Source organism: Paenibacillus sp. JNUCC-31, from assembly GCF_014844075.1.
Classification (GTDB): domain Bacteria; phylum Bacillota; class Bacilli; order Paenibacillales; family Paenibacillaceae; genus Paenibacillus.
On sequence record NZ_CP062165.1, the window covers coordinates 3,893,075 to 3,913,893 of the forward strand.

The 20,819-nt window shown below is 48.7% G+C and carries 25 protein-coding genes and 1 riboswitch; of the genes, 17 read left to right on the forward strand and 8 right to left on the reverse strand.

Annotated features, from left to right (window positions below; all coding sequences use genetic code 11):
- Positions 1-101: 101 nt before the first annotated feature.
- A complete protein-coding gene (locus JNUCC31_RS16905) occupies positions 102-710 on the forward strand; it encodes a TetR family transcriptional regulator (protein WP_192262659.1) in 609 nt (202 codons plus the stop codon).
- On the forward strand, positions 694-1,437 hold the full coding sequence (gene nfsA, locus JNUCC31_RS16910; protein ID WP_192262662.1) for an oxygen-insensitive NADPH nitroreductase: 744 nt from the start codon (positions 694-696) through the stop codon (positions 1,435-1,437). The genes JNUCC31_RS16905 and nfsA overlap by 17 nt, the downstream gene beginning before the upstream one ends.
- 161 nt (positions 1,438-1,598) lie before the next feature.
- Here the strand turns inward: nfsA and JNUCC31_RS16915 are convergent, their stop codons facing one another.
- The 7 genes from JNUCC31_RS16915 to JNUCC31_RS16945 form a co-directional block, all read right to left on the reverse strand.
- A complete protein-coding gene (locus JNUCC31_RS16915) occupies positions 1,599-2,405 on the reverse strand; it encodes a TatD family hydrolase (protein WP_192262664.1) in 807 nt (268 codons plus the stop codon).
- A gap of 96 nt (positions 2,406-2,501) precedes the next feature.
- Complete coding sequence (locus JNUCC31_RS16920; RefSeq protein ID WP_192273081.1) at positions 2,502-3,311, reverse strand: ABC transporter ATP-binding protein; 810 nt, start codon at positions 3,309-3,311, stop codon at positions 2,502-2,504.
- Between the two features lie 139 nt (positions 3,312-3,450).
- A complete protein-coding gene (locus JNUCC31_RS16925; protein WP_192262666.1) occupies positions 3,451-4,209 on the reverse strand; it encodes an ABC transporter permease in 759 nt (252 codons plus the stop codon).
- Positions 4,209-4,499 carry a thiamine-binding protein gene (locus tag JNUCC31_RS16930; RefSeq protein WP_024632265.1) on the reverse strand — a complete coding sequence of 97 codons (291 nt, stop codon included), beginning with the start codon at positions 4,497-4,499 and terminating at the stop codon, positions 4,209-4,211. Before JNUCC31_RS16930 ends, JNUCC31_RS16925 begins: the two co-directional genes overlap by 1 nt.
- A gap of 220 nt (positions 4,500-4,719) precedes the next feature.
- On the reverse strand, positions 4,720-5,760 hold the full coding sequence (locus tag JNUCC31_RS16935; RefSeq protein ID WP_192262668.1) for an ABC transporter substrate-binding protein: 1,041 nt from the start codon (positions 5,758-5,760) through the stop codon (positions 4,720-4,722).
- 226 nt (positions 5,761-5,986) lie between these two features.
- Positions 5,987-6,099: riboswitch (TPP riboswitch) on the reverse strand.
- A 146-nt stretch (positions 6,100-6,245) separates the two neighbouring features.
- Entirely contained in the window at positions 6,246-6,458 is a 213-nt protein-coding gene (locus JNUCC31_RS16940; RefSeq protein WP_192262670.1) for a hypothetical protein, read from the reverse strand.
- Positions 6,459-6,530: 72 nt separating this feature from the next.
- The gene (locus JNUCC31_RS16945) at positions 6,531-6,917 is read right to left on the reverse strand and encodes a VOC family protein (protein ID WP_192262673.1); all 387 of its coding nucleotides are present in this window, start codon (positions 6,915-6,917) and stop codon (positions 6,531-6,533) included.
- A gap of 188 nt (positions 6,918-7,105) precedes the next feature.
- Between JNUCC31_RS16945 and JNUCC31_RS16950 the strand changes: the two genes are divergently transcribed.
- Positions 7,106-7,606, forward strand: a complete 501-nt coding sequence (locus tag JNUCC31_RS16950) for a DUF2798 domain-containing protein (protein WP_192262675.1) — start codon at positions 7,106-7,108, stop codon at positions 7,604-7,606.
- 432 nt (positions 7,607-8,038) lie between these two features.
- Here JNUCC31_RS16950 and JNUCC31_RS16955 read toward each other — a convergent pair whose 3' ends face one another.
- Positions 8,039-9,274: an MFS transporter gene (locus tag JNUCC31_RS16955; RefSeq protein ID WP_192262677.1), complete on the reverse strand. Its 1,236-nt coding sequence runs from the start codon at positions 9,272-9,274 to the stop codon at positions 8,039-8,041.
- Between the two features lie 383 nt (positions 9,275-9,657).
- On the opposite strand from JNUCC31_RS16955, the gene serS reads away from it, so the two are divergent.
- The 14 genes from serS to JNUCC31_RS17025 all read left to right on the forward strand — a co-directional run bounded on the left by serS (position 9,658) and on the right by JNUCC31_RS17025 (position 20,685).
- The gene (gene serS / locus JNUCC31_RS16960) at positions 9,658-10,953 is read left to right on the forward strand and encodes a serine--tRNA ligase (protein WP_192262679.1); all 1,296 of its coding nucleotides are present in this window, start codon (positions 9,658-9,660) and stop codon (positions 10,951-10,953) included.
- 577 nt (positions 10,954-11,530) lie between these two features.
- Positions 11,531-12,637, forward strand: coding sequence for an Ig-like domain-containing protein (locus JNUCC31_RS16965; protein ID WP_192262681.1), 1,107 nt, complete (start codon positions 11,531-11,533; stop codon positions 12,635-12,637).
- Between the two features lie 134 nt (positions 12,638-12,771).
- Positions 12,772-13,323 (forward strand): GrpB family protein, encoded by a 552-nt coding sequence (locus JNUCC31_RS16970; protein WP_192262683.1) that lies wholly within the window; start codon positions 12,772-12,774, stop codon positions 13,321-13,323.
- Positions 13,310-13,729, forward strand: a complete 420-nt coding sequence (locus JNUCC31_RS16975) for a ribosomal maturation YjgA family protein (protein WP_228469047.1) — start codon at positions 13,310-13,312, stop codon at positions 13,727-13,729. Before JNUCC31_RS16970 ends, JNUCC31_RS16975 begins: the two co-directional genes overlap by 14 nt.
- Positions 13,730-13,747: 18 nt before the next feature.
- Positions 13,748-14,305: a GNAT family N-acetyltransferase gene (locus JNUCC31_RS16980; RefSeq protein ID WP_192262685.1), complete on the forward strand. Its 558-nt coding sequence runs from the start codon at positions 13,748-13,750 to the stop codon at positions 14,303-14,305.
- Positions 14,306-14,356: 51 nt separating this feature from the next.
- Complete coding sequence (locus tag JNUCC31_RS16985) at positions 14,357-14,686, forward strand: DUF952 domain-containing protein (RefSeq protein ID WP_192262687.1); 330 nt, start codon at positions 14,357-14,359, stop codon at positions 14,684-14,686.
- A 33-nt stretch (positions 14,687-14,719) separates the two neighbouring features.
- Positions 14,720-15,310 (forward strand): DUF1572 family protein, encoded by a 591-nt coding sequence (locus tag JNUCC31_RS16990; protein WP_323374329.1) that lies wholly within the window; start codon positions 14,720-14,722, stop codon positions 15,308-15,310.
- On the forward strand, positions 15,307-15,900 hold the full coding sequence (locus tag JNUCC31_RS16995) for a histidine phosphatase family protein (protein WP_192262691.1): 594 nt from the start codon (positions 15,307-15,309) through the stop codon (positions 15,898-15,900). The genes JNUCC31_RS16990 and JNUCC31_RS16995 overlap by 4 nt, the downstream gene beginning before the upstream one ends.
- Entirely contained in the window at positions 15,901-16,731 is an 831-nt protein-coding gene (locus JNUCC31_RS17000; protein ID WP_192262693.1) for a DUF2785 domain-containing protein, read from the forward strand. It begins immediately after the preceding gene.
- 39 nt (positions 16,732-16,770) lie between these two features.
- On the forward strand, positions 16,771-17,481 hold the full coding sequence (pxpB, locus tag JNUCC31_RS17005; RefSeq protein WP_192262701.1) for a 5-oxoprolinase subunit PxpB: 711 nt from the start codon (positions 16,771-16,773) through the stop codon (positions 17,479-17,481).
- The gene (locus JNUCC31_RS17010) at positions 17,478-18,506 is read left to right on the forward strand and encodes a 5-oxoprolinase subunit C family protein (RefSeq protein WP_192262703.1); all 1,029 of its coding nucleotides are present in this window, start codon (positions 17,478-17,480) and stop codon (positions 18,504-18,506) included. Before pxpB ends, JNUCC31_RS17010 begins: the two co-directional genes overlap by 4 nt.
- Complete coding sequence (locus tag JNUCC31_RS17015; RefSeq protein WP_192262705.1) at positions 18,503-19,270, forward strand: LamB/YcsF family protein; 768 nt, start codon at positions 18,503-18,505, stop codon at positions 19,268-19,270. The genes JNUCC31_RS17010 and JNUCC31_RS17015 overlap by 4 nt, the downstream gene beginning before the upstream one ends.
- A 59-nt stretch (positions 19,271-19,329) precedes the next feature.
- Positions 19,330-19,788 (forward strand): NUDIX domain-containing protein, encoded by a 459-nt coding sequence (locus JNUCC31_RS17020; RefSeq protein WP_192262707.1) that lies wholly within the window; start codon positions 19,330-19,332, stop codon positions 19,786-19,788.
- Between the two features lie 480 nt (positions 19,789-20,268).
- Complete coding sequence (locus JNUCC31_RS17025; RefSeq protein ID WP_192262709.1) at positions 20,269-20,685, forward strand: pyridoxamine 5'-phosphate oxidase family protein; 417 nt, start codon at positions 20,269-20,271, stop codon at positions 20,683-20,685.
- Positions 20,686-20,819 lie beyond the last annotated feature (134 nt).

The following is a 20,819-nucleotide window of genomic DNA, read 5'->3' on the forward strand; positions in this document are numbered from 1 at the left end:
GCGCTTTGATGCACAAACTTTCATAATAAAACGATAGAGCAGTCTCGCTGCAGCCCCATGAGCTGGAGCAATGAATAGAACGGACAAGAGGAGCGGACGGAATGACGGAACCGGAATTGGATATAAAAACGAGGATTTTGCTTGCAGCCAAAAAACTTTTTGCACAGCAGGGGTATGACGGGACAAGTGTTCGTCAAATCTGTGATGAGGCGGGTGCGAATGTGTCACTGGTTTCGTACCATTTTGGCGGGAAAGAAAAGGTGTTCGAAGCATTATTTGAGCACTTTTTTCCTGATCATATGATGAACGAGCTGGCTGAAGAGTCCATGTCCTCCCCTGTGGAGGGTATCCGGCGAATCATAGGTGAAGTTGTAAAGTTCACAATGACGGACCGGGAGATGAGCGATATTGTGCAGCTGGAAATTACGCTGCGTACCCATCGCACAGCTACCGTGTTTCGTTTTTTGGACCCCGTCTGGACCAGAGTGAGAGAACTGCTGCAAGAAGGCAAGGAGCAGGGTGTATTTCAGATCGAGTCCGTATCTTATGCGATGCTTCAGGTCATGGGTGTAGCTTTGGCGCACAAACGGGCCAAGAACTCACGATTTAGCTTTGACTATCAGGATATGAACAAAGATGAACTGGCCGAGCAGACCATTGAATTCGTACTACGAGGATTGGGAGTGAATAGCAATGAACGAAACCATTGAATTGATGATGAAACATCGCTCCGTGCGGAAATTCAAGCCGGATCCGGTAAGCGAGGAACAGCTGGCTGCAATCGTGGCTGCGGGACAGATGGCTTCCTCTTCAAGCAGTGTGCAGGCCTATACTGTAATTGCGGTTACTGAGCTGGAGCAGAAGGCCAAATTGGCTGAATTGGCAGGCAATCAGTCATACGTCAACGAATGTCCTGTGTTTCTCGTATGGTGTGCTGACCTTTATCGGCTGAGCGATGCTGCCAAGCGTCATTTGCCTGAAAAGGAATCCTATGCGGACTCTACTGAAAACTTTATGGTGGCCACAATTGATGTTGCACTCGCATCGCAAAATGCTGCGCTTGCAGCAGAATCACTGGGTTTCGGAATTGTATATATTGGTGGGCTGCGCAACCGCATTGAGGAAGTTAGCGAACTATTGGGCTTGCCTGAAGGCGTATATCCAGTATATGGAATGTGCATTGGTGTTGCTGATCAGGAGACGGGTATTCGTCCGCGTCTACCGCTTGATGCGGTCTTACACCATGGCCGCTATAATGCCGAGCAGACGCTCAAAGGTGTCGAGAGCTATGATGAAACGACCGCTGCATACATGAAGGAGCGCACCCAAGGGGAACGTTCTACACCGTGGTCCGAAATGATGGCGAAGCGTCTTACCGAGCCGGTACGTTTACAGATGAAGCCGTTTCTCGAAGGCAAAGGATTCTTGAAGCGTTAATGATAAACCAAAAAAAGAAGTCAGTTCGGCCGGAGCCGACTGACTTCTTTTGGGTGTTGCCCCTTTTTTGTTGGGAAATCAGCAAGAGGTTGGGCACCAATCTGATTAAATTTGCTTCCTTGGCGTGAGAGTTGTCAGGGTAAATGGATACGTCTAAGCGCTTAAAGCAGACCATAGAAGCGTTTCGTATTCTGATAAAAGAGACGCGCAGCTCGCTCCGTTCCCATACCAGTCACTTCGCTCCACGCTTGAATGACCTGTCGGGTCATGACAGGGTGTGTCATTCTTCCCTGAAAAGGACCCTCAAAGGGCCAAGGTCCATCGGTCTCTGCCATAACCTGCTCGGAAGGATACTGGCGAGCTAATTCGCGAATTTCATCTTCGTATATGATATCAGGAGTGAATGAGACAAAGTATCCGTTGTCAGCCATTCGCTGGACGGTCCGCTTCGAACCTTTGAACCAGTGAAAATGAGCCCGGCGATAATGATATTGCTCCAGCAGATCACAGGCGATATCGGCGTCCTCGTATACAGCATGCAGTACGATCGGTTTACCATGTCGTTTCGCCAGCTGGATAAATCGCTCCAACAGATCGACATAGCCGCTTTGATCAAAGGGTTGTCCAGCCCGTTCGGCTTCCTGCCGATTGTAGTAGGGCAATCCAACTTCCCCAATGGCTGCAGCTCGTCCGATATGCTTCTCGATCCAGTCGAAGAACAGATCCTGCTCTGCCAGGGACGGAAGGGACTGCTCGGGGTGGAAACCAAAGGCCGGATATACGGTGCGAGGGTACTGTGAAGCCAGTTCCAGGTTGGCTTGGGCAGATGCCAGATTCATAGAAACGGCGATAACCGCTTCAACCTGCTGGGACGGGAAAGAGTTTAACAACTCTTGTTGTTCGTCGGATGTATATTTGTCCAGGTGAAGATGGGCATCGATCAAGGGTGCAAAGGCTGTAGAATGCATGAGATGGGCCCCTCCTTTTTGTCTTTTACAAATGATACGCAGAGTGGTGTGTGTTGGATCACCCATTTAAGGAAAAAAATAACTTAAAAACCCGCGCTATTTGGATAGGCGGGTTTTCTGCTGTTCTTCTCTCATCCACTGGGAAATCTGCCGTTTCCGTTCAAGAAAAGCAGACTCCTCCGTGATCGCTTCGCGACGTGGACGATCAAAGGGAACATCGACCTCGTGCAGTACAGTGGCAGGCCGGTTGGATAGAACATAGATCCGGTCAGCAAGCAATAATGCTTCCTCGATATTGTGGGTAATGAACAGCACGGAGCGGCGGTTCTGTTCCCAGATATCGAGCAGCCAACGCTGCATGTCGCTGCGGGTCAGTGCATCCAGCGCACTGAAAGGCTCGTCCAGCAGCATCAACTCCTGCGGACTGAGCAGGGCGCGCAGAAATGCCACCCGCTGCTGCATGCCACCCGATAACATATGCGGATAGGCTCGTTCGAACCCGGCGAGGCCCACACTTCCCAGCCACTTCCGGGCATCGGCGAGCGCCTCAGCTCGGGGTGGTGCATCTGCAGACACTTCGCCTGCAAGCAGCACATTGTCTTCAATGGTGCGCCATGGGAAAAGAGCAGGCTGCTGCGGCATATAGCTAATCTTGCCGCGTTGTCCCGTAACATCCTGACCATTCATCAAGATTTGGCCCTCCTGCGGTTTCAGTAAGCCGCCGATGATGTGAAACAGGGTGCTTTTGCCGCAGCCGGAAGGACCGACGATGGCTACGAATTCTCCTTGTTCCACAGTCAGGGACAAGCTATCCAGCACGGGCAATATACTGCGTCGCTCGCGGAACGAGGCATGTATATCCAATACCTCCAGCGCTGGCGGTGAGTTTTTTTCTTTTATAGCCATGGCTCCATGTTCAGGACCTCCGCCATGCGTTGGAGTGGTTACAACCGCATCCGGCGCAGCAGCAGCAGCTCCCCGCTCGTTGTGTTCGGCTGTCATCTCGTCATCACTTCCTAACCTTTATATGGGGCTTATTTCAAAGTTATCGCTTCTGCGGCCGCCAGCGTACGAGCAGTTTCTCCAATAGCGCAATGAGCAGGAAGAGCAGCAGACTCAGTGCCACAATAATCATGATGGCCACGAAAAGACGATCCGTCCGATAGGCCGATTTTTGCAGCATCATATAATAGCCGATGCCTTTATCTGCACCGATCCATTCAGCGATGATCGCACCCATGACGCTATACGTAGCGGCAATTTTAATCCCCGAGAACACCGAGGGCAAGGCATGCGGCAGTTCGAGCTTCCAGAAAATTTGGCCGCGTTTTGCACCAGCCATGCGCATATAGTTCATCATCGCCGCATCGGTGCGGGTCAACCCGTCCATGGCGGCTACAGCCACCGGGAAGAAGCAGACCAGGATGATGGTAATCAGTTTGGGCAGCAGCCCAAATCCGAACCAGATCAGCAAGAGCGGAGCAAGCGCAATGGTCGGTATATTTTGGCTAAGAATAAGTAATGGATAGAGTGCAGATTTCAAAAATGGAATCAAATGCAGCACCATTGCAATCAGTAATCCCACGAGCGTACCTGCTGCAAACCCTATCAATGTCAGCTGAATTGTTGCCCATGCATGCATGCCAAGTCGCTCGGATTGGGATGCTGCTTCATGGGCGATGTCCGAAGGCGCTGGCAGCATCCATTTCTCGATATGAAACAGGGAGACGGCTCCCTGCCATACCGCTATAAAGAGAATAACCGCCACAAAGGGCGGCCATACGCTTTTCCAATAGGCATGCATTAGCGATATTTCTCCGTCAGGGTGTCCATGCTGAAGCCGCTCGGGCTATGGGCAATCTTGATCTGTGAGATGATGCTTGGGCTGCCAGCTTCCACGAGAACTTCGTGCATTTTGCGGACAACCTCAAGCAGTTCCTCCAGTTCTCCCTCCATCGTGGTATCGAGTGGGTTAACCTGATATTTTAATCCCGACTGCTGGATAACTTCGATAGCACGATCAACGTAAGGATAGGAATTTTCGCCATTTGGCGTTTTGGGAATGACTTGAATGCTAAGCAGTGTACTTGCCATAAAAGATCACGTTTCCTTTCGAGTTAAATTGCATGAGTTAAACCAGCTTTACACTTTACCACTTCGATTGCAGTACCCTCTTCCGATCGCTGTTATCCCCGGATTTTTTGATTCCATTTTCCTCATGGGGGAAATCCGGGGATAAAGGCGACCACTTCGTTTCTACAGATGGGTTCTGCACTCTTCGTTCTGGTGTAAAAAAGTTAAACTTAAACAATTTTTATTGGGGTAGAAACTCGTTTGTATACGCTTTGGATACATCAACCTGCTGATCAAGCAGTTTTTTGCTAAACATCCAATCGGTATAGTTCTGCCATACTTCCTGCTTCTGCTCACCCCAGCGCGGTGCGTCATCCTGATATTTCGGACTCAGCCACTTCTGGCTCGCGAGTACAAGGTCCTTGTCCAGATCCGGTACGGCCTTAATCAGAATGTTGGCAGCGTCTTCGGGATGTTCGATCGCATATTGATATCCTTCGGAAGTCGCCTTCAAGAACGCTTTAACCAGCTCGGGATCGTTCTGAATCGTCTGTTCATTGGTCACGAGTACAGGGGTGTAGTAGTCCAGCGCATCGGAATAATCCTTCACATACAGCATGTCGATGGGTTCTCCGCGAAGCTCGGCTTCAATACCCGTCCAGGCGTAGAAAATCCAGGCAAAGTCGATATCGCGTTTCACAGCTGTGAAAAAGTCTGCATCGCCCATGTTAATATTTTTTACTTTGGATACATCAGCGCCTTCGCCTTCCATAATGGACTGCATCACGGCTTCTTCTACCGGTGAACCCCAGCCACCATAGGTTTTGCCTTCAAAATCTTTGGGAGACTTGATGTTCCGTTCCGCCGGAGCGGCAAATCCGGATGTATTATGCTGAATGACTGCAGCGATGGACACGAGCGGTACGCCCTGTGTGCGGGCCTGGGTCACGCTCTCCTGATAACTTACGCCAAATGGCACTTCATTCGAAGCCACCATTGTATCCGCGCCTCCGGCACCTGGCTGTACAATCTCGACATTTAAGCCTTCGGCTTTATAAAAACCCTGATCTACGGCCGCATACAGGCCGGTATGATTCGTATTTGGTGTCCAGTCCAGTACCACTTTAATATCCTTGAGGGCTGCATTGTCACCTTCATTGCTGTTTTCGGTGCTGCTGCTGCCATTTTCTCCTGAAGGTGCAGCTTCTTTGCCGCCACATGCGGCCACAGCCACTAGTAGTACACACAAGAGCAATAGGCCCATCATTTTACGCCATCTCATCGTCATTTCTCTCCTTCATGTTGTCCGGCCAGTGGCGCGGGGTACTCCTTGGCTTCATATCCAAGCTTCTTGCATAAATCGACAGATTTATACCAGCTATGATCCGGATGACGTCTTTTTTTCAGCTCTTCTGGCTATGTAAAAGAACATTAAAAAAGCGCCCCGTTACTCCGGGACGCGTGCAGGCGTTAGAGATGTGGCACTCAGCAAAGAGGCTAGGCTGGGCCAATTCGATATACTCCGATTCCTACGCTGGCATGATCCAGATCAGGTCTAAGGGTCAGTATCTTGGTGGGATACACTCTCAGCCGGCCAATTCCGACTCCCCTGGGAAACTATGAAGTTACGGGCATTACTAGGTGTAATTATAGGCCAGAGGCCGATGCATGTCCAGTCAGGAACTGGATAGGGGCACGTATGAAGTAATCAAAGAGGCCCTTATACATGCGTATAACGACCTCTGTCGATGTGTGATTTTTTAACTTTTATCGTGGAGAATCATATAAGGAAATCTGACTGAGTGCAAAAGCATCGGCTTTCGGTTCATAGCCTACCTTTTTCTGAGTGGATTCGAGATTTAATCGTTTAAACCGATTATTCGAGATCCCATGCAGTATGGTGAAGGGCTCCAGATCTGTAGCTGTAATTGCTTTGAACATCAAATTACACAAGTCAGCCGGACTAATATACGCGCTCATATCCCTTCCTCCAGCGCGGGTCCATCCGGTTGAAAATCATCATATGCACCTATACATAGTCAGCTCCAATTCTTAGCGCTGGAAGAACTCAATCCATTCCTTCTCGGGTCCATAAATGAAGAAATAACGGTAACCGTTGGGCAGTGTAATGATCTCTCCATCAATAAACTCGGCCTCGGTTGCCTTAATGCGGTTGTACTCGGACTCAAGGTCATCGACATGGATGGCAAAATGGTGCACTGTTCCTTCGGAAGGCAGCTTGTCGCTGTATCCCTGAATCAACTCAATCTCAGTCTCGTTGCTTCCGTTGAAGCCGAGAAAGGCGAGCTGGATGACGCCGTTGGTATGGGTTACCCGGTCTTTCAATTCAAGACCAACAATCTCCGTATAGAAACGGAGTGTGGTCTCCAGATCACGAACGGCAATGCCAACGTGGTCAATGCGCTTTTGAAAACTCATAATCCAAATCCTCCTTATATTGAGTAAATATTTTCTACCATTTTAAGGGATATCATAGGACTGTGCTATGGGGTTGTCAAACAGGATTTTAATTTTTGGACAAGTCGGCAATGTTCACATAATGTTCACTTATGTGAGGGGGTTCGTCATCTCTATAATTACGAAGGTAAACAGAAAGGATGAGAGAATTGCCAACAACGAAGAAAGAACAAATTGTTTTTGGAATGCTGATGTGCACAGGGATGGTCGTCGTCATGATGACATTTAATTTATGGCACAATGGGTTACTCGGCAAGATGTCCCCGCTTGAGATATTACTTCAGTTCATATTATGTTTTGTCATCGCGTTTTTGGTGGAGTCTTTCATTGTCGGACCTGTAGCGAGAAAGATTGCATTCTCCTTGCCCTTCGACAAGTCCAATAAGATTCTGGGTGTGCTCGCCATGTCATTTTTCATGGTGATTGGTATGGTACTGATCATGTCCATGTATGGAATGATCTCGGCATATCTCGCGGATCAATTAAACGGGGCATCCATACTCCGTACGTACCTTCATACAATCGCTCGTAACTTCAGCCTGGCGCTTCCATATCAGTTGATCATTCTGGGGCCACTCGTGCGATATGTATTTGGTAAATTCATCAAGGATAATGGATCTGTATTGCCTGCCGTTAACAAAAGTGTGTGATTCAGATGGGCCTAAAGTATTTCCTGGGTAATCTTGTGCAAATAAATAGATCGTATGCTCACCTTTAATGAAAGGTGATCTGAGGCAAAGATAGGACACTTTCTACCATGATTACAGCGCTAACGAATCGAGAACATCTTATTGGGCCGGTTTTTAAGGAACGAAAAATCTAACGAATCTCAGCGGCGTTACTATGCTAAGAAACTGCAACGAGAGCTTGATTTGGAGCTAATTATCTAGAATAACGTCTCTAGGATTCGTTAGATTTCAAACATGCAGAAATGGAGATGAATAGCGTGTACCAGGTTCGTTAGAACAGAATAACGCTAAACAAGATGTCCACCGCCAATTCATGACGGTGGACATCTCAATCTCTATAATAGGTATTTTGTTTCTGATTCTAATTCTCAGGTTTGCCTCGACACATAACTGTTAAGTCACTGTATCGACCGCATGTTTGTTCTGCCATTGATACGTGATCACGCTAATGACAAGCAGCCCAACCGCAAAGATGGCGAGCATCCATGCGGATTGGTTAACTTCCAGATGATCCAGACTCCAGCCTGTAACCAAAGGCAGAATGGCACCGCCAACTCCACCTGATGCAATCAGGATACTGGGCGTCGATTCTTCGGTTCCAAGCAGCATTTTGCTGGCGAAGACGAGGGCGATGGAGAACACGCCAGACAGTGCAAGTCCCAGTAAGAGAATGATTAAAAATGCGGACCAGATCTGGTTGGTGAACGGAAAAATCATCAATAGCAGAACGGCCGCGAGGCAGCTGTACAGAACGTAGACGCGATATTGAAACTTCTCCGCAATATATCCGGCAAACAGCCGTCCAACAGACATGGCGATCCAGAAGCAGGTAACACTAAGCGCAGCACCTGCTTCCTTCATGTTCATTTTCTCAATCAGAATGGCGGGCATGAAGTTGGCAAGACTCATTTCGGTTCCAACGTAGAGAAAGAAAAACAGAACAAATAAAGACAGAAGAGCCAAATTGCGCCCGCGATAGATTGAACGAGATGGCTCAACGTCTGAAGGGGTTGTTCCATTTGGCGATGCAGCAGCGTGAGCGTGTACAGGAGTCTGGTCTGAGCTACGTCGACTCAGCTCGCTGTCCAGCTCACCGAATGAACTTTTGGCCCAGAAAATGAAGGTCATCGCTGCACAGACAGCAACCACAAGGAAAGACAGCCGCCAGTATCCGGCAGAGATTAGACCGCTGGCAATGAGCGGCATGACCATGGCCCCGATACCGAATAACACTTCGAGTCGGCTCATGGCGACCGCGGTATTATCTTTAATTGCAGCAATGATGATTGTACCGATGACAGCCTCAATCATCCCGAATCCGAATCCGGCTGCAGGAGCAATGACGTACATCCAACCCCAAGGTGGCAGCAGCATGTAGGATAACTCTGCAATGCAAAGCAGGGCCGCGGCAATTAATAGACCGCCTCGTTTGCCAAAGCGTTTATTCAACCACGGAGATAGTAGTACCCCACCCAGGAACCCGGCAAATTGGGCGAAAATAAGCGTTCCTCCTTGACTGTAATCCTTGCCATAATGTTCAAGGGCAACAGGCAGGATGGAGCCGAGAACTACATGGGCAAGTCCGATGAGGAAATAGGACAAGCATCCGATCCAAAGCAATTTTTTCATGAAGAAAAACTCCTTCTAAATATATGATGTATATGTAGCGAGTCTGCCATTCAGGAGCATTTCCCAAAAACAAACAATCTCTATCATAACAGGACATGTAAGGGGGTGCACGGATAACTTGCGATGAGGCGAACGATCGTATATACTGAAACACAACAATTACAGATCGGACCATGCCGTTGAAGAGCATCCAACTCGGAGGCGTTTTCGCCAGGGGAGCGAACATTTCCCCAAGTTAACCGGAACCGCCCGTTATCGCGGACCAAGAGGCTGAACCAGAATATTCTGGTTCGGCAAGTTGGGTGGCACCGCGAGCAGAGCGCTCCTCGTCCCAAGGGATGAGGGCGCTCTTTGTATTTTTACAGCCAAAGGAGACGGTGACCATGTTGGAAATGAAGTGGATTCGGGAGCATGCAGAAGAGGTGCAAGCTGCGGCAGACGGAAAACGAATCAATGTGAATATTCGTGAGTTACTGAAACGGGACGAAGAACGCAGAGCACTTTTGCAGGAAAGCGAAGAAGGACGCAGGGTAAGGAACACCTTATCAGCGGACATCGGCAAGCTGATGCAAGCTGGTGAGCGTGAACAGGCCGAGGGTTTAAGGGAACAGGTGAAACAGCTGAACGATCAGTTGGAGCATGTTGAAGCCAAGCTTGCCGTTGTGCAAGAGGAAGTGACAAGGCTGCAATGGTTGGTACCCAATGTCGTATCACCGGATACGCCAATGGGCGCATCGGACGCGGATAATGTGGAGCTGCGACGTGTGGGTGAGCTGCCGGTATTCGATTATGAGGCTAAGGACCACGTAGAACTCGGTGAACGGCATGATCTGATCGATATCCCGCGCGGGGTGAAGATTGGCGGAACACGAAGCTACGTGCTCAAAGGAGCAGGACTGCTCCTGCATCGGGCTGTACAGCAACTTGCGCTTGATCTGCTGTTGAAGCATGATTTTGTGCCACTGGAGGTTCCTTTGATGGTGAGGGAGAATACGCTCCTCAACACAGGATTCTTCCCCACAGGACGGGATCAGGTCTATGAATTGCAAGGCGAGAACAAATGGCTGGTGGGCACATCGGAAGTGCCGCTGGTTTCGTATTATGCGGATGAGATTTTAGATGTGCAGGAGCCGATCAAGCTGGCTGCCGTATCGACGTGTTTCCGCAGTGAGGTTGGCTCAGGCGGGCGGGATGTGCGCGGGTTGTACCGGGTGCATCAATTTGCCAAGGTGGAACAGGTGGTCATTTGTGCGCCAGCTGCTGAAGAGTCGGAACGTATGCTGCAAGAAATTACGGGGCACGCCGAGGAATTATTGCAATTGCTGGAATTACCTTATCGTGTGGTGGCTGTGTGTACAGGGGATATGTCGCAGAAAACGTACAAACAGTACGATATTGAGACCTGGATGCCAAGCCGCAATGCCTACGGAGAGACACATTCGTCGTCGAATCTGCATGACTTCCAGGCTCGTCGTTCCAATATTCGCTGTCGTGATGCCGAAGGCAAGCTGGCATACTGCCATACATTGAACAATACGGCTGTGGCTTCGCCACGCATTCTGATTCCATTGCTCGAAAATCATCAGCAGGCGGATGGAAGCATTCGCATTCCGGCGGCACTTCAGCCCTATATGGGCGGTACTGAATATTTGAATTTGCCAGAGCTGCATGATGAGTAATAGAAAAGTGGTTAGCTAAAATAGAAAGCAAACAAGGGGTGTCCCGTGAGTCATGCGCATGACTTATGGAGCATCCCTTGTTAGGGTTATTTTGTTCTAACGAATCGAGCACACGTTATTCGCTCCAATTTTCACAGGTCTGAGGTGTAACGAATCATAGAGACGTTATTTCGTCAAATGGGTTCGATTGGTAGCTTCTAACGCCATTTTATGACGGAATAACGTTAGTGAGATTCGTTAAAAGCTGTATTTTTTGATTATCGAGATTTTAAGATGCGGTAGGTTCGTTAGCGTAACCTTAAAGGTCGCTGTTTTCCCCAGTTTTCTTTCTGAAATCTCTTAGGCGGAGTGTATGTTTTCGAAGTAGCTTTCTTGCAGAAAGCTTGTAGCTTCGCTTCTTTAGGTTATTTCTGTCCTCTACATTGTCGTGTAATTGTTTATTTGAACATTTAATAGGAAGATGTCGAATGTTCCTCTTATCCGAAATATTGCTCCTACATTATTCACTATTATGCAATATATTTCCGATATAATATAATAGGAGTAAAATAATGGATTATAGGAGATGAACATGGAGATGAATCGAATGAAAATAGCATTGCGTGGGATGCTTGCTTTGCTCATCGTATGCACGATACTGGCTCCATCACTGGTCCAAGCAGCCACGGGTGATGTGACCTCCATCGAGATTACCAACAGCAGTCCGCAACAGATGAGTGTATCCCAGACAACTACGCTTCAAGTGATGGCGGTTATTGAAGGATTTGATAACAAGCAGGATGTTACGGAGGGCGTCACATGGTCCACAAGTAACGCAGCTGTCGTCACCATCGTAAAAGGCAAAGTGAAAGCTGTATCAGCGGGAGAAGCAACGATATACGCACAAGTAGATGGTGCGAAAGCGCAATTGCTTGTTAAGGTTCAGGATAAAATCAAAAGCATCACCGCTTCACCGAAATCCTATAATTTTGTTAAAGGCAGTGAGAGTGCTCTCCCTAAAGTAAGCATTAAGCGTGCGAACGGTAAGGAAGAAGACGTCACGTCTGAGATTGTATGGTCGGTATCGAGTGCTTCGGCGGTGCTGGAGAGTGGCAAAATTAAAGGAATTACGCCTGGCAGAGTGCTGCTACAAGGCAAATATGGCTCAGTGACCGTTAAAGTTCCCGTAGCCATTACGGATGAGATTACCAAAGTCGAAGTGACGCCTGCCGTCATGCAATTGAATATTAAGAAATCGAAGGCTTTGAAGGTGATCGGTACATATGCCAATGGGAAAACGATTAATCTTTCGAAACAGGTGACATGGACCTCTTCCAATAATAATGTTGCAACTGTCAAAAATGGGGCAGTCAAAACACTGACCGAAGGACAAGCCACCTTGACAGGAACTTATCAAAATCAGACAATAAAGGCAGAGGTTACCGTCGTCCCTTTGCTCAAAAAGCTGATTGCAGGCCAGAAAAAACTGGTGTTATCACCGCAGGCAAGCACGACACTGAGTGTGATGGCGCAGTATGATACAGGCAAGACCACGGTCGTAACAAGCAGTGCTGTGTGGAGCAGCACCAAACCAAGTGTAGCTACAGTAACAGGTGGCAAGATTGTAGCCGTGGGTAAAGGCAAAACGTCCATCACCGCCAAGTGGGGCAACAAAAAAGTTACAATACCGGTAACGGTAAAATAAAGTTTTAACGAATGAAGCATATCAATTGAGGTATTTTCATCATCGTGAACAAAAACAGATGGGGCGTAGACATACGCCCCTTTTAGGTATAAAAAAAATCTGAAATGCAATCGCATAAAGGAGGAAGCATCTGAATGACAGATCAATTACAACCGGAAAATTGGCCAGCATGGGCAACAGAATCGGTACAGATTGTTGAGGCTGATCCCATGTGGAGCTCACAGGCTGAGGAAGAAATCCGCCATCTCCGAGACCTTTTACAGCAGCTAAATATTCATAGATTCGAACATATCGGGAGCACGTCCATTCCGGGGTTGCCCGCCAAGCCCATCATTGATCTGATGGGAGAAGTGCAGTCATGGGATGACATGGAACGGATTGCCGATCAGCTGAATCCGGCCGACTGGAACTACGTTCCGCCTGAACTGGATGGTCGGGAATACAGACGATTCTGGGTCAGAGTGAAAGATGGCAAGAGAGTGGTACATCTTCATCTGATGCGTCCCGGAGAGGAACGTTGGGATCGCCAAATCCAGTTTCGGGATGTGCTGAGACGGCGCCCGGATCTGGTAGAGGCCTACGCGACCTTGAAAGCTAAGCTTGCTGATGAAAATAAGGACGACAGAGAAGCGTATACCGCTGCCAAAACGGAATTTATTTTACAAGTTCTTGATGAAAGCATTTGATCCATTGATGCAGTTGTTCTTCAAAGGCAGGCTGATTTATTTCATCGCAGTGATCTTAACCATGGTGGCAGGATTGGCTTCCAGACACTTTGGCGCGCTTTTGCCGGATTTTGTGCGGGAGCATTTCGGTGATGCCTTATGGGCAGGGATGATTTATTTTGGGGTACGCATGGTTTGGATCAATCACAGCAGAGAGTTGGCGCTGGTAGTTAGCCTGGTTTTTAGCTGGGCCGTCGAATGTTCACAAATGATTCAGACCCCTGGGCTAAACGAAGTACGTTCAACGGTGCTGGGTGCGCTTATTTTGGGACATGGATTTCTGGTGATGGATTTGCTGAGGTATGCTGTCGGCATTCTGTGTGTGTATGGGATTGATCGTTATTTCCTGAGAAATAAGAAGGCTTGATGATGGGGAGTGACTTACTTGAATATTGAGAAACTTTTTGCGGAATCACCCGAGTTTGAGACAGAACGGTTGGAACTTAGACGTCTTGCGCTCAATGACCTCGATGATTACTTTAGCTTCGCCTCCGATCCGAGCGTGAGTCAGCAAAGTTTGTGGAACTGTCATGAGACGTTGGATGATTCTGTTCAATATATTCAAAGGGTTTTGGACAATTATGAGAAGAAAACGGTCTATATATGGGCCTTTATTCTGAAGGAGACCGGCAGACTGATCGGGAGAGGCGGCATTTTCCATCTCAATGAATCCATGCAAAGTGCTGAGTTGGGGTATGCGATTGCGAGCAGTTGTTGGGGCAAAGGCCTCGCAGCAGAAGCGATGCAGCCGATTGTTGACTACTGTTTTCAGGAATTGGACTGCAATCGGCTGGAGGGGAAATGTAATGCAGGCAATATCGGATCTGCACGAGTGATGGAGAAGCTGGGCATGTCGGTTGAAGGTTTGCTGCGTAAACAGTTGAAGATCAAAGGTGTGTTTACGGATCAAAAATTGTACTCCCGTATCCGGGATGATCTATAATATTTCCAATGGTGTACAGATACATAGAAGAAATTTGAAGGAGGCGGAACAATGATCTACAGTATTATTTCCCAAGCGGTATGGGAGCAGGTATCCAAGCAGAGCGTGTATGCACCGGATAGTCTGGAGACGGACGGTTTCATTCATTGTTCCACCAAAGAACAGATCCCATGGGTTGCAGCCCAATATTATCAGGGGCGTACGGATTTGCTATTGATTGGTATTGATGAGAAGGCTTTGAAGCCTGAGTTGGTGTATGAGGATCTCTATGAGTTGAATGAACTATTTCCACATATTTATGGTGAACTTAATCTGGATGCTGTGCGAAAAGTGATTTCTTTTAAACCGAATGAGGATGGGACGTTTTCTTTTCCGGAATAAAGACATTTAACGAAGGGTTGTGAAGGCGTGGATATGAATCAGGTATTCCTGGATACAGCCGAGAAGCAATTTTTGTATTACAAGCAGCTTGGAGAGAAGGCCATGGAGCAACTGGAGTCGGAGCAACTATTTCAATCCTGGAATGAAGATACGAACAGCATAGCAGTTATTGTGAAGCATCTGTGGGGCAATATGCTGTCCCGTTGGACGGATGTGCTGACAACCGATGGAGAGAAGCCGTGGCGTGAACGTGATGCTGAATTCGTGAATGAACTCTTGACCCGGGAAGAACTGCTCGCCAAATGGGAGGAAGGCTGGAACTGTCTGCTTGGAGCCCTTCGTTCTTTTACACCGGAGCAACTGTCTCATATCATATACATTCGCAATGAAGGACATACCGTCATGGAAGCCGTTATTCGGCAATTAGCGCACTATCCCTATCATGTGGGGCAGATTATCCATACAGCCAAAATGCTCAAAGAAACTTCGTGGGATAGTCTCTCCATTCCGAGAAACGGTTCGGATCAATATAATGGTGGCAAATTTGCCAAACCGAAGACACGAAAACATTTTACAGATGATGAATTACGCATAGAAAAAGGTAAAGGTGAGGAACAGCAATGACACAGATCGCATTGATTCGCCATGGCAGTACGGCGTGGAATAAGGAAAAACGTTCGCAAGGACAAACGGATAATCCGCTGGATCAGGAAGGCAGAGAACAGGCGCTATTGCTTGCTGCAAGATTGAGTGAGGAAACGTGGGATGCCATCTATGCAAGTGACCTGGAGCGTGCAAGTGAGACAGCTCGTATCATTGGCGACCGTCTGGGAATTCAGGAAATTCATTTGGACCCGAGGTTACGTGAAATGGGCGGTGGACAGGTGGAAGGTACGACCGAAGCCGAGCGTCTAGCCCGGTGGGGAGCGAATTGGAGTAATCTGGACCTGGGCCGGGAGCTTGCGGATGCAGGTACGATTCGGGGGAGTGCCGCGATTGAAGATATTGTACGTCAGCATCCCCATGGTAGAGTGATTGTTGTCAGCCATGGCGCCATTCTTCGGAATACACTGCGAGGGCTAGTACCCGAACTGGATGTGAGCGCAAAGCTGTCCAACACGTCGATCACCCGGATCTCTAAGGAAGCGGAGTCTTGGCAATGTGAGCTATATAATTGCAGCGTACATTTGGACTCCAACAAGGAGTCGTTATAGATGGATGCTCTGGCACTCAAACAGAAATTGCAGCATATTCAGTCGACTAATCTATCCGCCCAGGAAGTGGAACTGCCTTACCAATGGGCTATGCATATGATGCAGCATATTGGAAGTCCAGACCCGGTCCTGCGGGATGAACTGATCTATGTCACCTTTGCGACCTGGATTGGACAAGGCGTTTTTTCGGAAGAACAGCTCAGGCAGCTGTTACAGATGGCGCTGGATGACCAGCACCTTTTTCATGGAATCGGAGAACAAGGGACAGACAGTGTGTTTACCCGGACCTTCTCTGTGCTGCTCTTGCCTCCAATTCTGAGTGTAGATCGTCAGCGGCCTTTTCTGAAAAAGGAAGATATAGAAGTTACCCATCATCGGTTGACTGCGTATCTGGAGCTTGAAAAAGATGTTCGCGGCTACACCGATGATAAAGGCTGGGCGCACGCTCCGGCACACGCGGCAGATGCGGTTGAAGATCTGGCACAGTCGCCATATATGGAGCGGGGAGCTTTGCTGGGACTTTTGCATGCGCTCACGTTGAAAATAACCGAATCAGGTGTTGTCTACATTCATGATGAGGATCAGCGGATGGCCCATGCCGTGGTCACCATCCTTCGTCGCAATCTGCTGGAGCAAAGCGATATTGCATCGTGGATCGATTCACTGAATCCAAACGGTAGGACGGAGGGGGAATCCCCTCTGAAGATCAGCCAGATGAGCCTGAATGTGCGCGTTTTTCTGCAGACGCTTTATTTTGCTATACGCACAGAAGAAGCAGAGCCCTTTCCGGCTGTTCGTTCACTTATATTGCATGCTTTGGAGAAAAAATGATCAGGGGATTATAAACTTGTGCACGAGGAGGGAGATGGCATGACCGAACTGCCGTATTCATGGACTGAAGAGGTGCTGTCTCCTCTGGGGGAAACAGGGGTTATAATCCGTTGTGGGGATACCATATCCGAGGCGGTGCACCGCAGGGTGATGTCTGTATGTGCTTTGCTGGAAAAGAGCCAACTGCCGGGCATCATCGAGTGGTTACCATCGTATGCATCGGTCACGCTGTTCTATGATCCGTTGATGTCTTCGTACCATGAGGTGTGCAGGATGCTGCTTCATGAGTTGAATAGGATGAAAGAAGCAACGTTGGTACAACCCAGAATCATCACGATTCCCGTATGTTATGGTGGTAAACTGGGCCCTGACCTGGATTATGTGGCTACTGAACATGGGCTTAAGCCAGATGAAGTGATAGACATTCACACATCCGGCGATTACCTGGTGCACATGATCGGGTTCGCACCGGGTTTTCCTTATCTGGGCGGATTATCGGAGAAGATCGCTACGCCCAGAAGAGCCACACCGCGGCTTTCGGTTGAAGCGGGTACGGTGGGCATTGGCGGCAAACAAACGGGAGTTTACCCGGTGGCGACTCCCGGCGGATGGCATTGTATCGGCCGTACGCCGCTGGCGCTATTTCGTCCGACGGAAAATCCACCAAGCCTGCTTGCAGCGGGTGACCGGGTTCGTTTTGCATCGATATCACTTCAGGAGTATCTGGAACAAAAGGAGGGCGAACGATGAGTATCGAGGTCATTCGCCCAGGTCTGTTATCCACCGTTCAGGATGAAGGGAGAACGGGCTTTCGCCAATATGGGGTACATCCGGGCGGGGTTATGGATACATTTGCAGCCAGAGCAGCCAATGTACTGATTGGTAATCTCCTTGATGCGGCTGTGCTTGAGATAACGTTGACGGGACCAGAGCTTCGTTTCCATGAAAATCGGCTGATCTCTTTATGTGGTGCTGATCTGTCGGCTACTGTGGATGGCCAACCTGTTCCGCTATGGCGTCCGGTCGTATTGCTTGCTGGAAGTGTGCTGAGATTTGGGCGATGCCGTTCCGGCTTGCGGACCTATATGGCGATTGCTGGTGGAATTTCAGTACCTGAGATCATGGGCAGTCGAAGCACGGATCTTAAGACAGGCTTCGGTGGGATTGAAGGGCGTGCCTTGAAGGTGGGAGACAGGTTGTTTGCGGGAGAAGTTTCTCTTGAAGCGCAAGCGACGTTACATGGATTGAGCTTGCTCGCTGAAAAGAACAACCGGCGGATCGAAGCACCTGGATGGTACTTGTCCAGCAATGAGTGGCCCGCATACCATGCTGACTCTGTCATTCGTGTTATGCCAGGCAAAGACAGTGCAGCGTTTGATGAAAATAGCCTGGAACGATTCTATAAGGAGCGATATGTGATCTCTTCCCAATCGGATCGGATGGGGTATCGACTGAAGGGTACGAAGCTGGAACTCCGTCAGCCGCTGGAGCGGTTATCTGAAGCCGTCACTTATGGCACGGTCCAAGTGCCAGCGGATGGTCAGCCTATCCTATTGATGGCTGACCATCAGACCATTGGGGGTTATCCTGTGATTGCACAGGTGGCCCGAGTGGATTTGCCGATACTGGCACAGGCAGGGCCGGGGGCGCGGGTTACCTTTGAACGGATTACATATGAAGAAGCACAGCAACTATTCCTGGAGCAGGAGTTGAATTGGAGACTGACTGTTCGGCTCGTTCGCAGGAGATTGGCAGAAATGGGGGATCATCGATGAACACGGTGGATATCAATTGTGATCTTGGTGAAAGTTACGGGGTGTATCGGACGGCTTCGGATGAGGCGATTCTGCCGCTGATCACATCAGCCAACATCGCTTGTGGATTCCATGCGGGTGACCCGACAACGATGCGTCAAACGGTGCAGCAAGCCATGGAACATCAGGTCGCGATCGGCGCCCATCCCGGCCTGCCGGATTTGCAGGGCTTTGGCAGAAGACGTATGGACATTACCCCACAGGAAGCCTATGACATGGTGGTATATCAGATTGGCGCGCTGGATGCTTTTGTCCGTTCATGCGGGGGGCGCATGCATCATGTGAAGCCTCACGGAGCTTTGTATAATATGGCTGCTGAGGACAATCGGCTCGCTGAGGCCATCGCCGAGGCCGTCTATAAGGTACAACCGGATTTGTATCTCTATGGTCTGGCCGGAAGTGCAATGATACAGGCAGCAGATCGTATTAGACTGCGCAGTGTGAGTGAGGTTTTTGCAGATCGAACCTATGGAGCTGATGGGAAGCTAACACCACGCAGTCAGCCCGGGGCTGTCATTCATCAGACGGAACAAGCTCTTGCTCAAGTGCTGCGGATGGTGAAAGAGGGAATCATTGTGTCCACGGAAGGTACACTTGTACCCATAAAGGCTGAGACGATCTGTATCCACGGTGACGGAGCTCACGCACTTGCGTTTGCTCAAGAGATCCGCTTGTTGCTTCAGTCTGAGGGAGTTATCCTGTCTGCAATTGGAACTGCTGGATGAGTACTTCAGTGTACAAGGATCAGAGGTGGGACCATAAGAAGTAAGGAGTGAAGTGAAGCATGAAACCGATACGTAATTCGGCGAAGGCCGTTATTGTACAGGACGAACGTTTGCTGGTGATCCGGCTGGAGGATCAATATGGTGCAGCTTATGTTTTCCCCGGCGGAGGACAGGAGAAGGGCGAAGAGCTCAAGGATGCGGTGGCACGTGAGTGTCTGGAGGAGATCGGCCAGGCGGTGACTGTGGGAGAATTGCTGCATATCCGGGAATATATCGGAAAAAACCATGAATTTGCCGAGTGGGATGCGGATGTCCATCAGGTTGAATTTTATTTTGAATGCAGATTGATTGATCCGAACGCTACAATCTTTGAAGGCTCGAACCCGGACGACCATCAGGTAGCCGTAGAATGGATTCCTCTTGAAGAGTTATCCCAGGTTCGTTTGTATCCAAAAACCATTGGTGAGTTATTGAGAAATGAGGGTTCTTCACGCATTTACCTTGGGGATTTGAACTAAAATCAGTCGAGAGTAAATAAAGGTATGTTCTTTGATGCAAACATGTATATAAATAAATTACCAGAACTGTCACGTTTACGAACGGGTTCATGGATTCACCACAGGTGAGGCGGGTACACTATAAGTACAGGCTTATTACACCAACGTGATATAAGCAGAACGAAGAGTTACACGGCAACAGAGCAGACAGAAGCCTAATTAAGCGAAGCCTTCTATCTAAACTTTGGCTAGGCATCTTAATTGGAAGAACTGTAGACGTAGTGAAGGGGACGGAATCGATTCTGAAGAAGCGGTAGCGTTCGCCTTTATCCCCGGATTTTCCCTTTGAGAAAAGGGAATCGAAAAAATCTGGGGATAACAGCGATCGAAAGAACGATCCGTATCCGTAACGGCTCCCACATAGATCGTCTGAAGCGGAGTGCTTTAGTGTAATGATAGTTAGTTCAGCTTATATACCCCCAAACTGAAAGGAGCATTTCCATGAACCAGACTGAATTGGAACAAAACATTGTAAAAGCATTGGAAAACAACCCTTTTTGCAGTTTCTCCACAGTGGAGAATGGTAAACCGAAATCCCGCTATATGGCGCTGTTCAACGATGGAATGAACATTCATCTGGCGACGAATCGCCGTACGCACAAGGTTGAGGAGTTGGAGAATAATCCGAATGTCAGCCTTTTGCTTGGTTATGAAGCGGGTGGTTCCAAGGAAGTGGTCGAGATTGAAGGAACATGCGAAGTGACCAAAAATGAAGGACTGCGTGAGCAGGTATGGAATGATGAACTGAAGGCATGGTTTGACGGCCCAAACGATCCGAACTACGTCATTTTGGACATTACACCAAGTCGGATTGATTATACGGGCAAAGATCATGAGCATCACGTGTGGGAGCAGTAAATCCAGCTTATGAACATCTCCTTTCTGCAGTGAAAGGCAGACCGACGATTCAGAACAGACCTATCAAACCGTGGATGCCAGAAGGCTTCACGGTTTTTCGACATGGATTAAGCTGAAATGGATATGGATGTCAG

Excerpts from the sequence above, each read along its gene's own strand:
- JNUCC31_RS16905 (WP_192262659.1), top strand. The coding sequence starts at position 102 with ATGACGGAACCGGAATTGGATATAAAAACGAGGATTTTGCTTGCAGCC.
- nfsA (WP_192262662.1), top strand. The coding sequence starts at position 694 with ATGAACGAAACCATTGAATTGATGATGAAACATCGCTCCGTGCGGAAA.
- JNUCC31_RS16915 (WP_192262664.1), bottom strand. The coding sequence starts at position 2,405 with ATGCATTCTACAGCCTTTGCACCCTTGATCGATGCCCATCTTCACCTG.
- JNUCC31_RS16920 (WP_192273081.1), bottom strand. The coding sequence starts at position 3,311 with ATGGCTATAAAAGAAAAAAACTCACCGCCAGCGCTGGAGGTATTGGAT.
- JNUCC31_RS16925 (WP_192262666.1), bottom strand. The coding sequence starts at position 4,209 with ATGCATGCCTATTGGAAAAGCGTATGGCCGCCCTTTGTGGCGGTTATT.
- JNUCC31_RS16930 (WP_024632265.1), bottom strand. The coding sequence starts at position 4,499 with ATGGCAAGTACACTGCTTAGCATTCAAGTCATTCCCAAAACGCCAAAT.
- JNUCC31_RS16935 (WP_192262668.1), bottom strand. The coding sequence starts at position 5,760 with ATGAGATGGCGTAAAATGATGGGCCTATTGCTCTTGTGTGTACTACTA.
- JNUCC31_RS16940 (WP_192262670.1), bottom strand. The coding sequence starts at position 6,458 with ATGAGCGCGTATATTAGTCCGGCTGACTTGTGTAATTTGATGTTCAAA.
- JNUCC31_RS16945 (WP_192262673.1), bottom strand. The coding sequence starts at position 6,917 with ATGAGTTTTCAAAAGCGCATTGACCACGTTGGCATTGCCGTTCGTGAT.
- JNUCC31_RS16955 (WP_192262677.1), bottom strand. The coding sequence starts at position 9,274 with ATGAAAAAATTGCTTTGGATCGGATGCTTGTCCTATTTCCTCATCGGA.
- serS (WP_192262679.1), top strand. The coding sequence starts at position 9,658 with ATGTTGGAAATGAAGTGGATTCGGGAGCATGCAGAAGAGGTGCAAGCT.
- JNUCC31_RS16965 (WP_192262681.1), top strand. The coding sequence starts at position 11,531 with ATGAATCGAATGAAAATAGCATTGCGTGGGATGCTTGCTTTGCTCATC.
- JNUCC31_RS16970 (WP_192262683.1), top strand. The coding sequence starts at position 12,772 with ATGACAGATCAATTACAACCGGAAAATTGGCCAGCATGGGCAACAGAA.
- JNUCC31_RS16975 (WP_228469047.1), top strand. The coding sequence starts at position 13,310 with ATGAAAGCATTTGATCCATTGATGCAGTTGTTCTTCAAAGGCAGGCTG.
- JNUCC31_RS16985 (WP_192262687.1), top strand. The coding sequence starts at position 14,357 with ATGATCTACAGTATTATTTCCCAAGCGGTATGGGAGCAGGTATCCAAG.
- JNUCC31_RS16990 (WP_323374329.1), top strand. The coding sequence starts at position 14,720 with ATGAATCAGGTATTCCTGGATACAGCCGAGAAGCAATTTTTGTATTAC.
- JNUCC31_RS16995 (WP_192262691.1), top strand. The coding sequence starts at position 15,307 with ATGACACAGATCGCATTGATTCGCCATGGCAGTACGGCGTGGAATAAG.
- JNUCC31_RS17000 (WP_192262693.1), top strand. The coding sequence starts at position 15,901 with ATGGATGCTCTGGCACTCAAACAGAAATTGCAGCATATTCAGTCGACT.
- pxpB (WP_192262701.1), top strand. The coding sequence starts at position 16,771 with ATGACCGAACTGCCGTATTCATGGACTGAAGAGGTGCTGTCTCCTCTG.
- JNUCC31_RS17010 (WP_192262703.1), top strand. The coding sequence starts at position 17,478 with ATGAGTATCGAGGTCATTCGCCCAGGTCTGTTATCCACCGTTCAGGAT.
- JNUCC31_RS17015 (WP_192262705.1), top strand. The coding sequence starts at position 18,503 with ATGAACACGGTGGATATCAATTGTGATCTTGGTGAAAGTTACGGGGTG.
- JNUCC31_RS17020 (WP_192262707.1), top strand. The coding sequence starts at position 19,330 with ATGAAACCGATACGTAATTCGGCGAAGGCCGTTATTGTACAGGACGAA.
- JNUCC31_RS17025 (WP_192262709.1), top strand. The coding sequence starts at position 20,269 with ATGAACCAGACTGAATTGGAACAAAACATTGTAAAAGCATTGGAAAAC.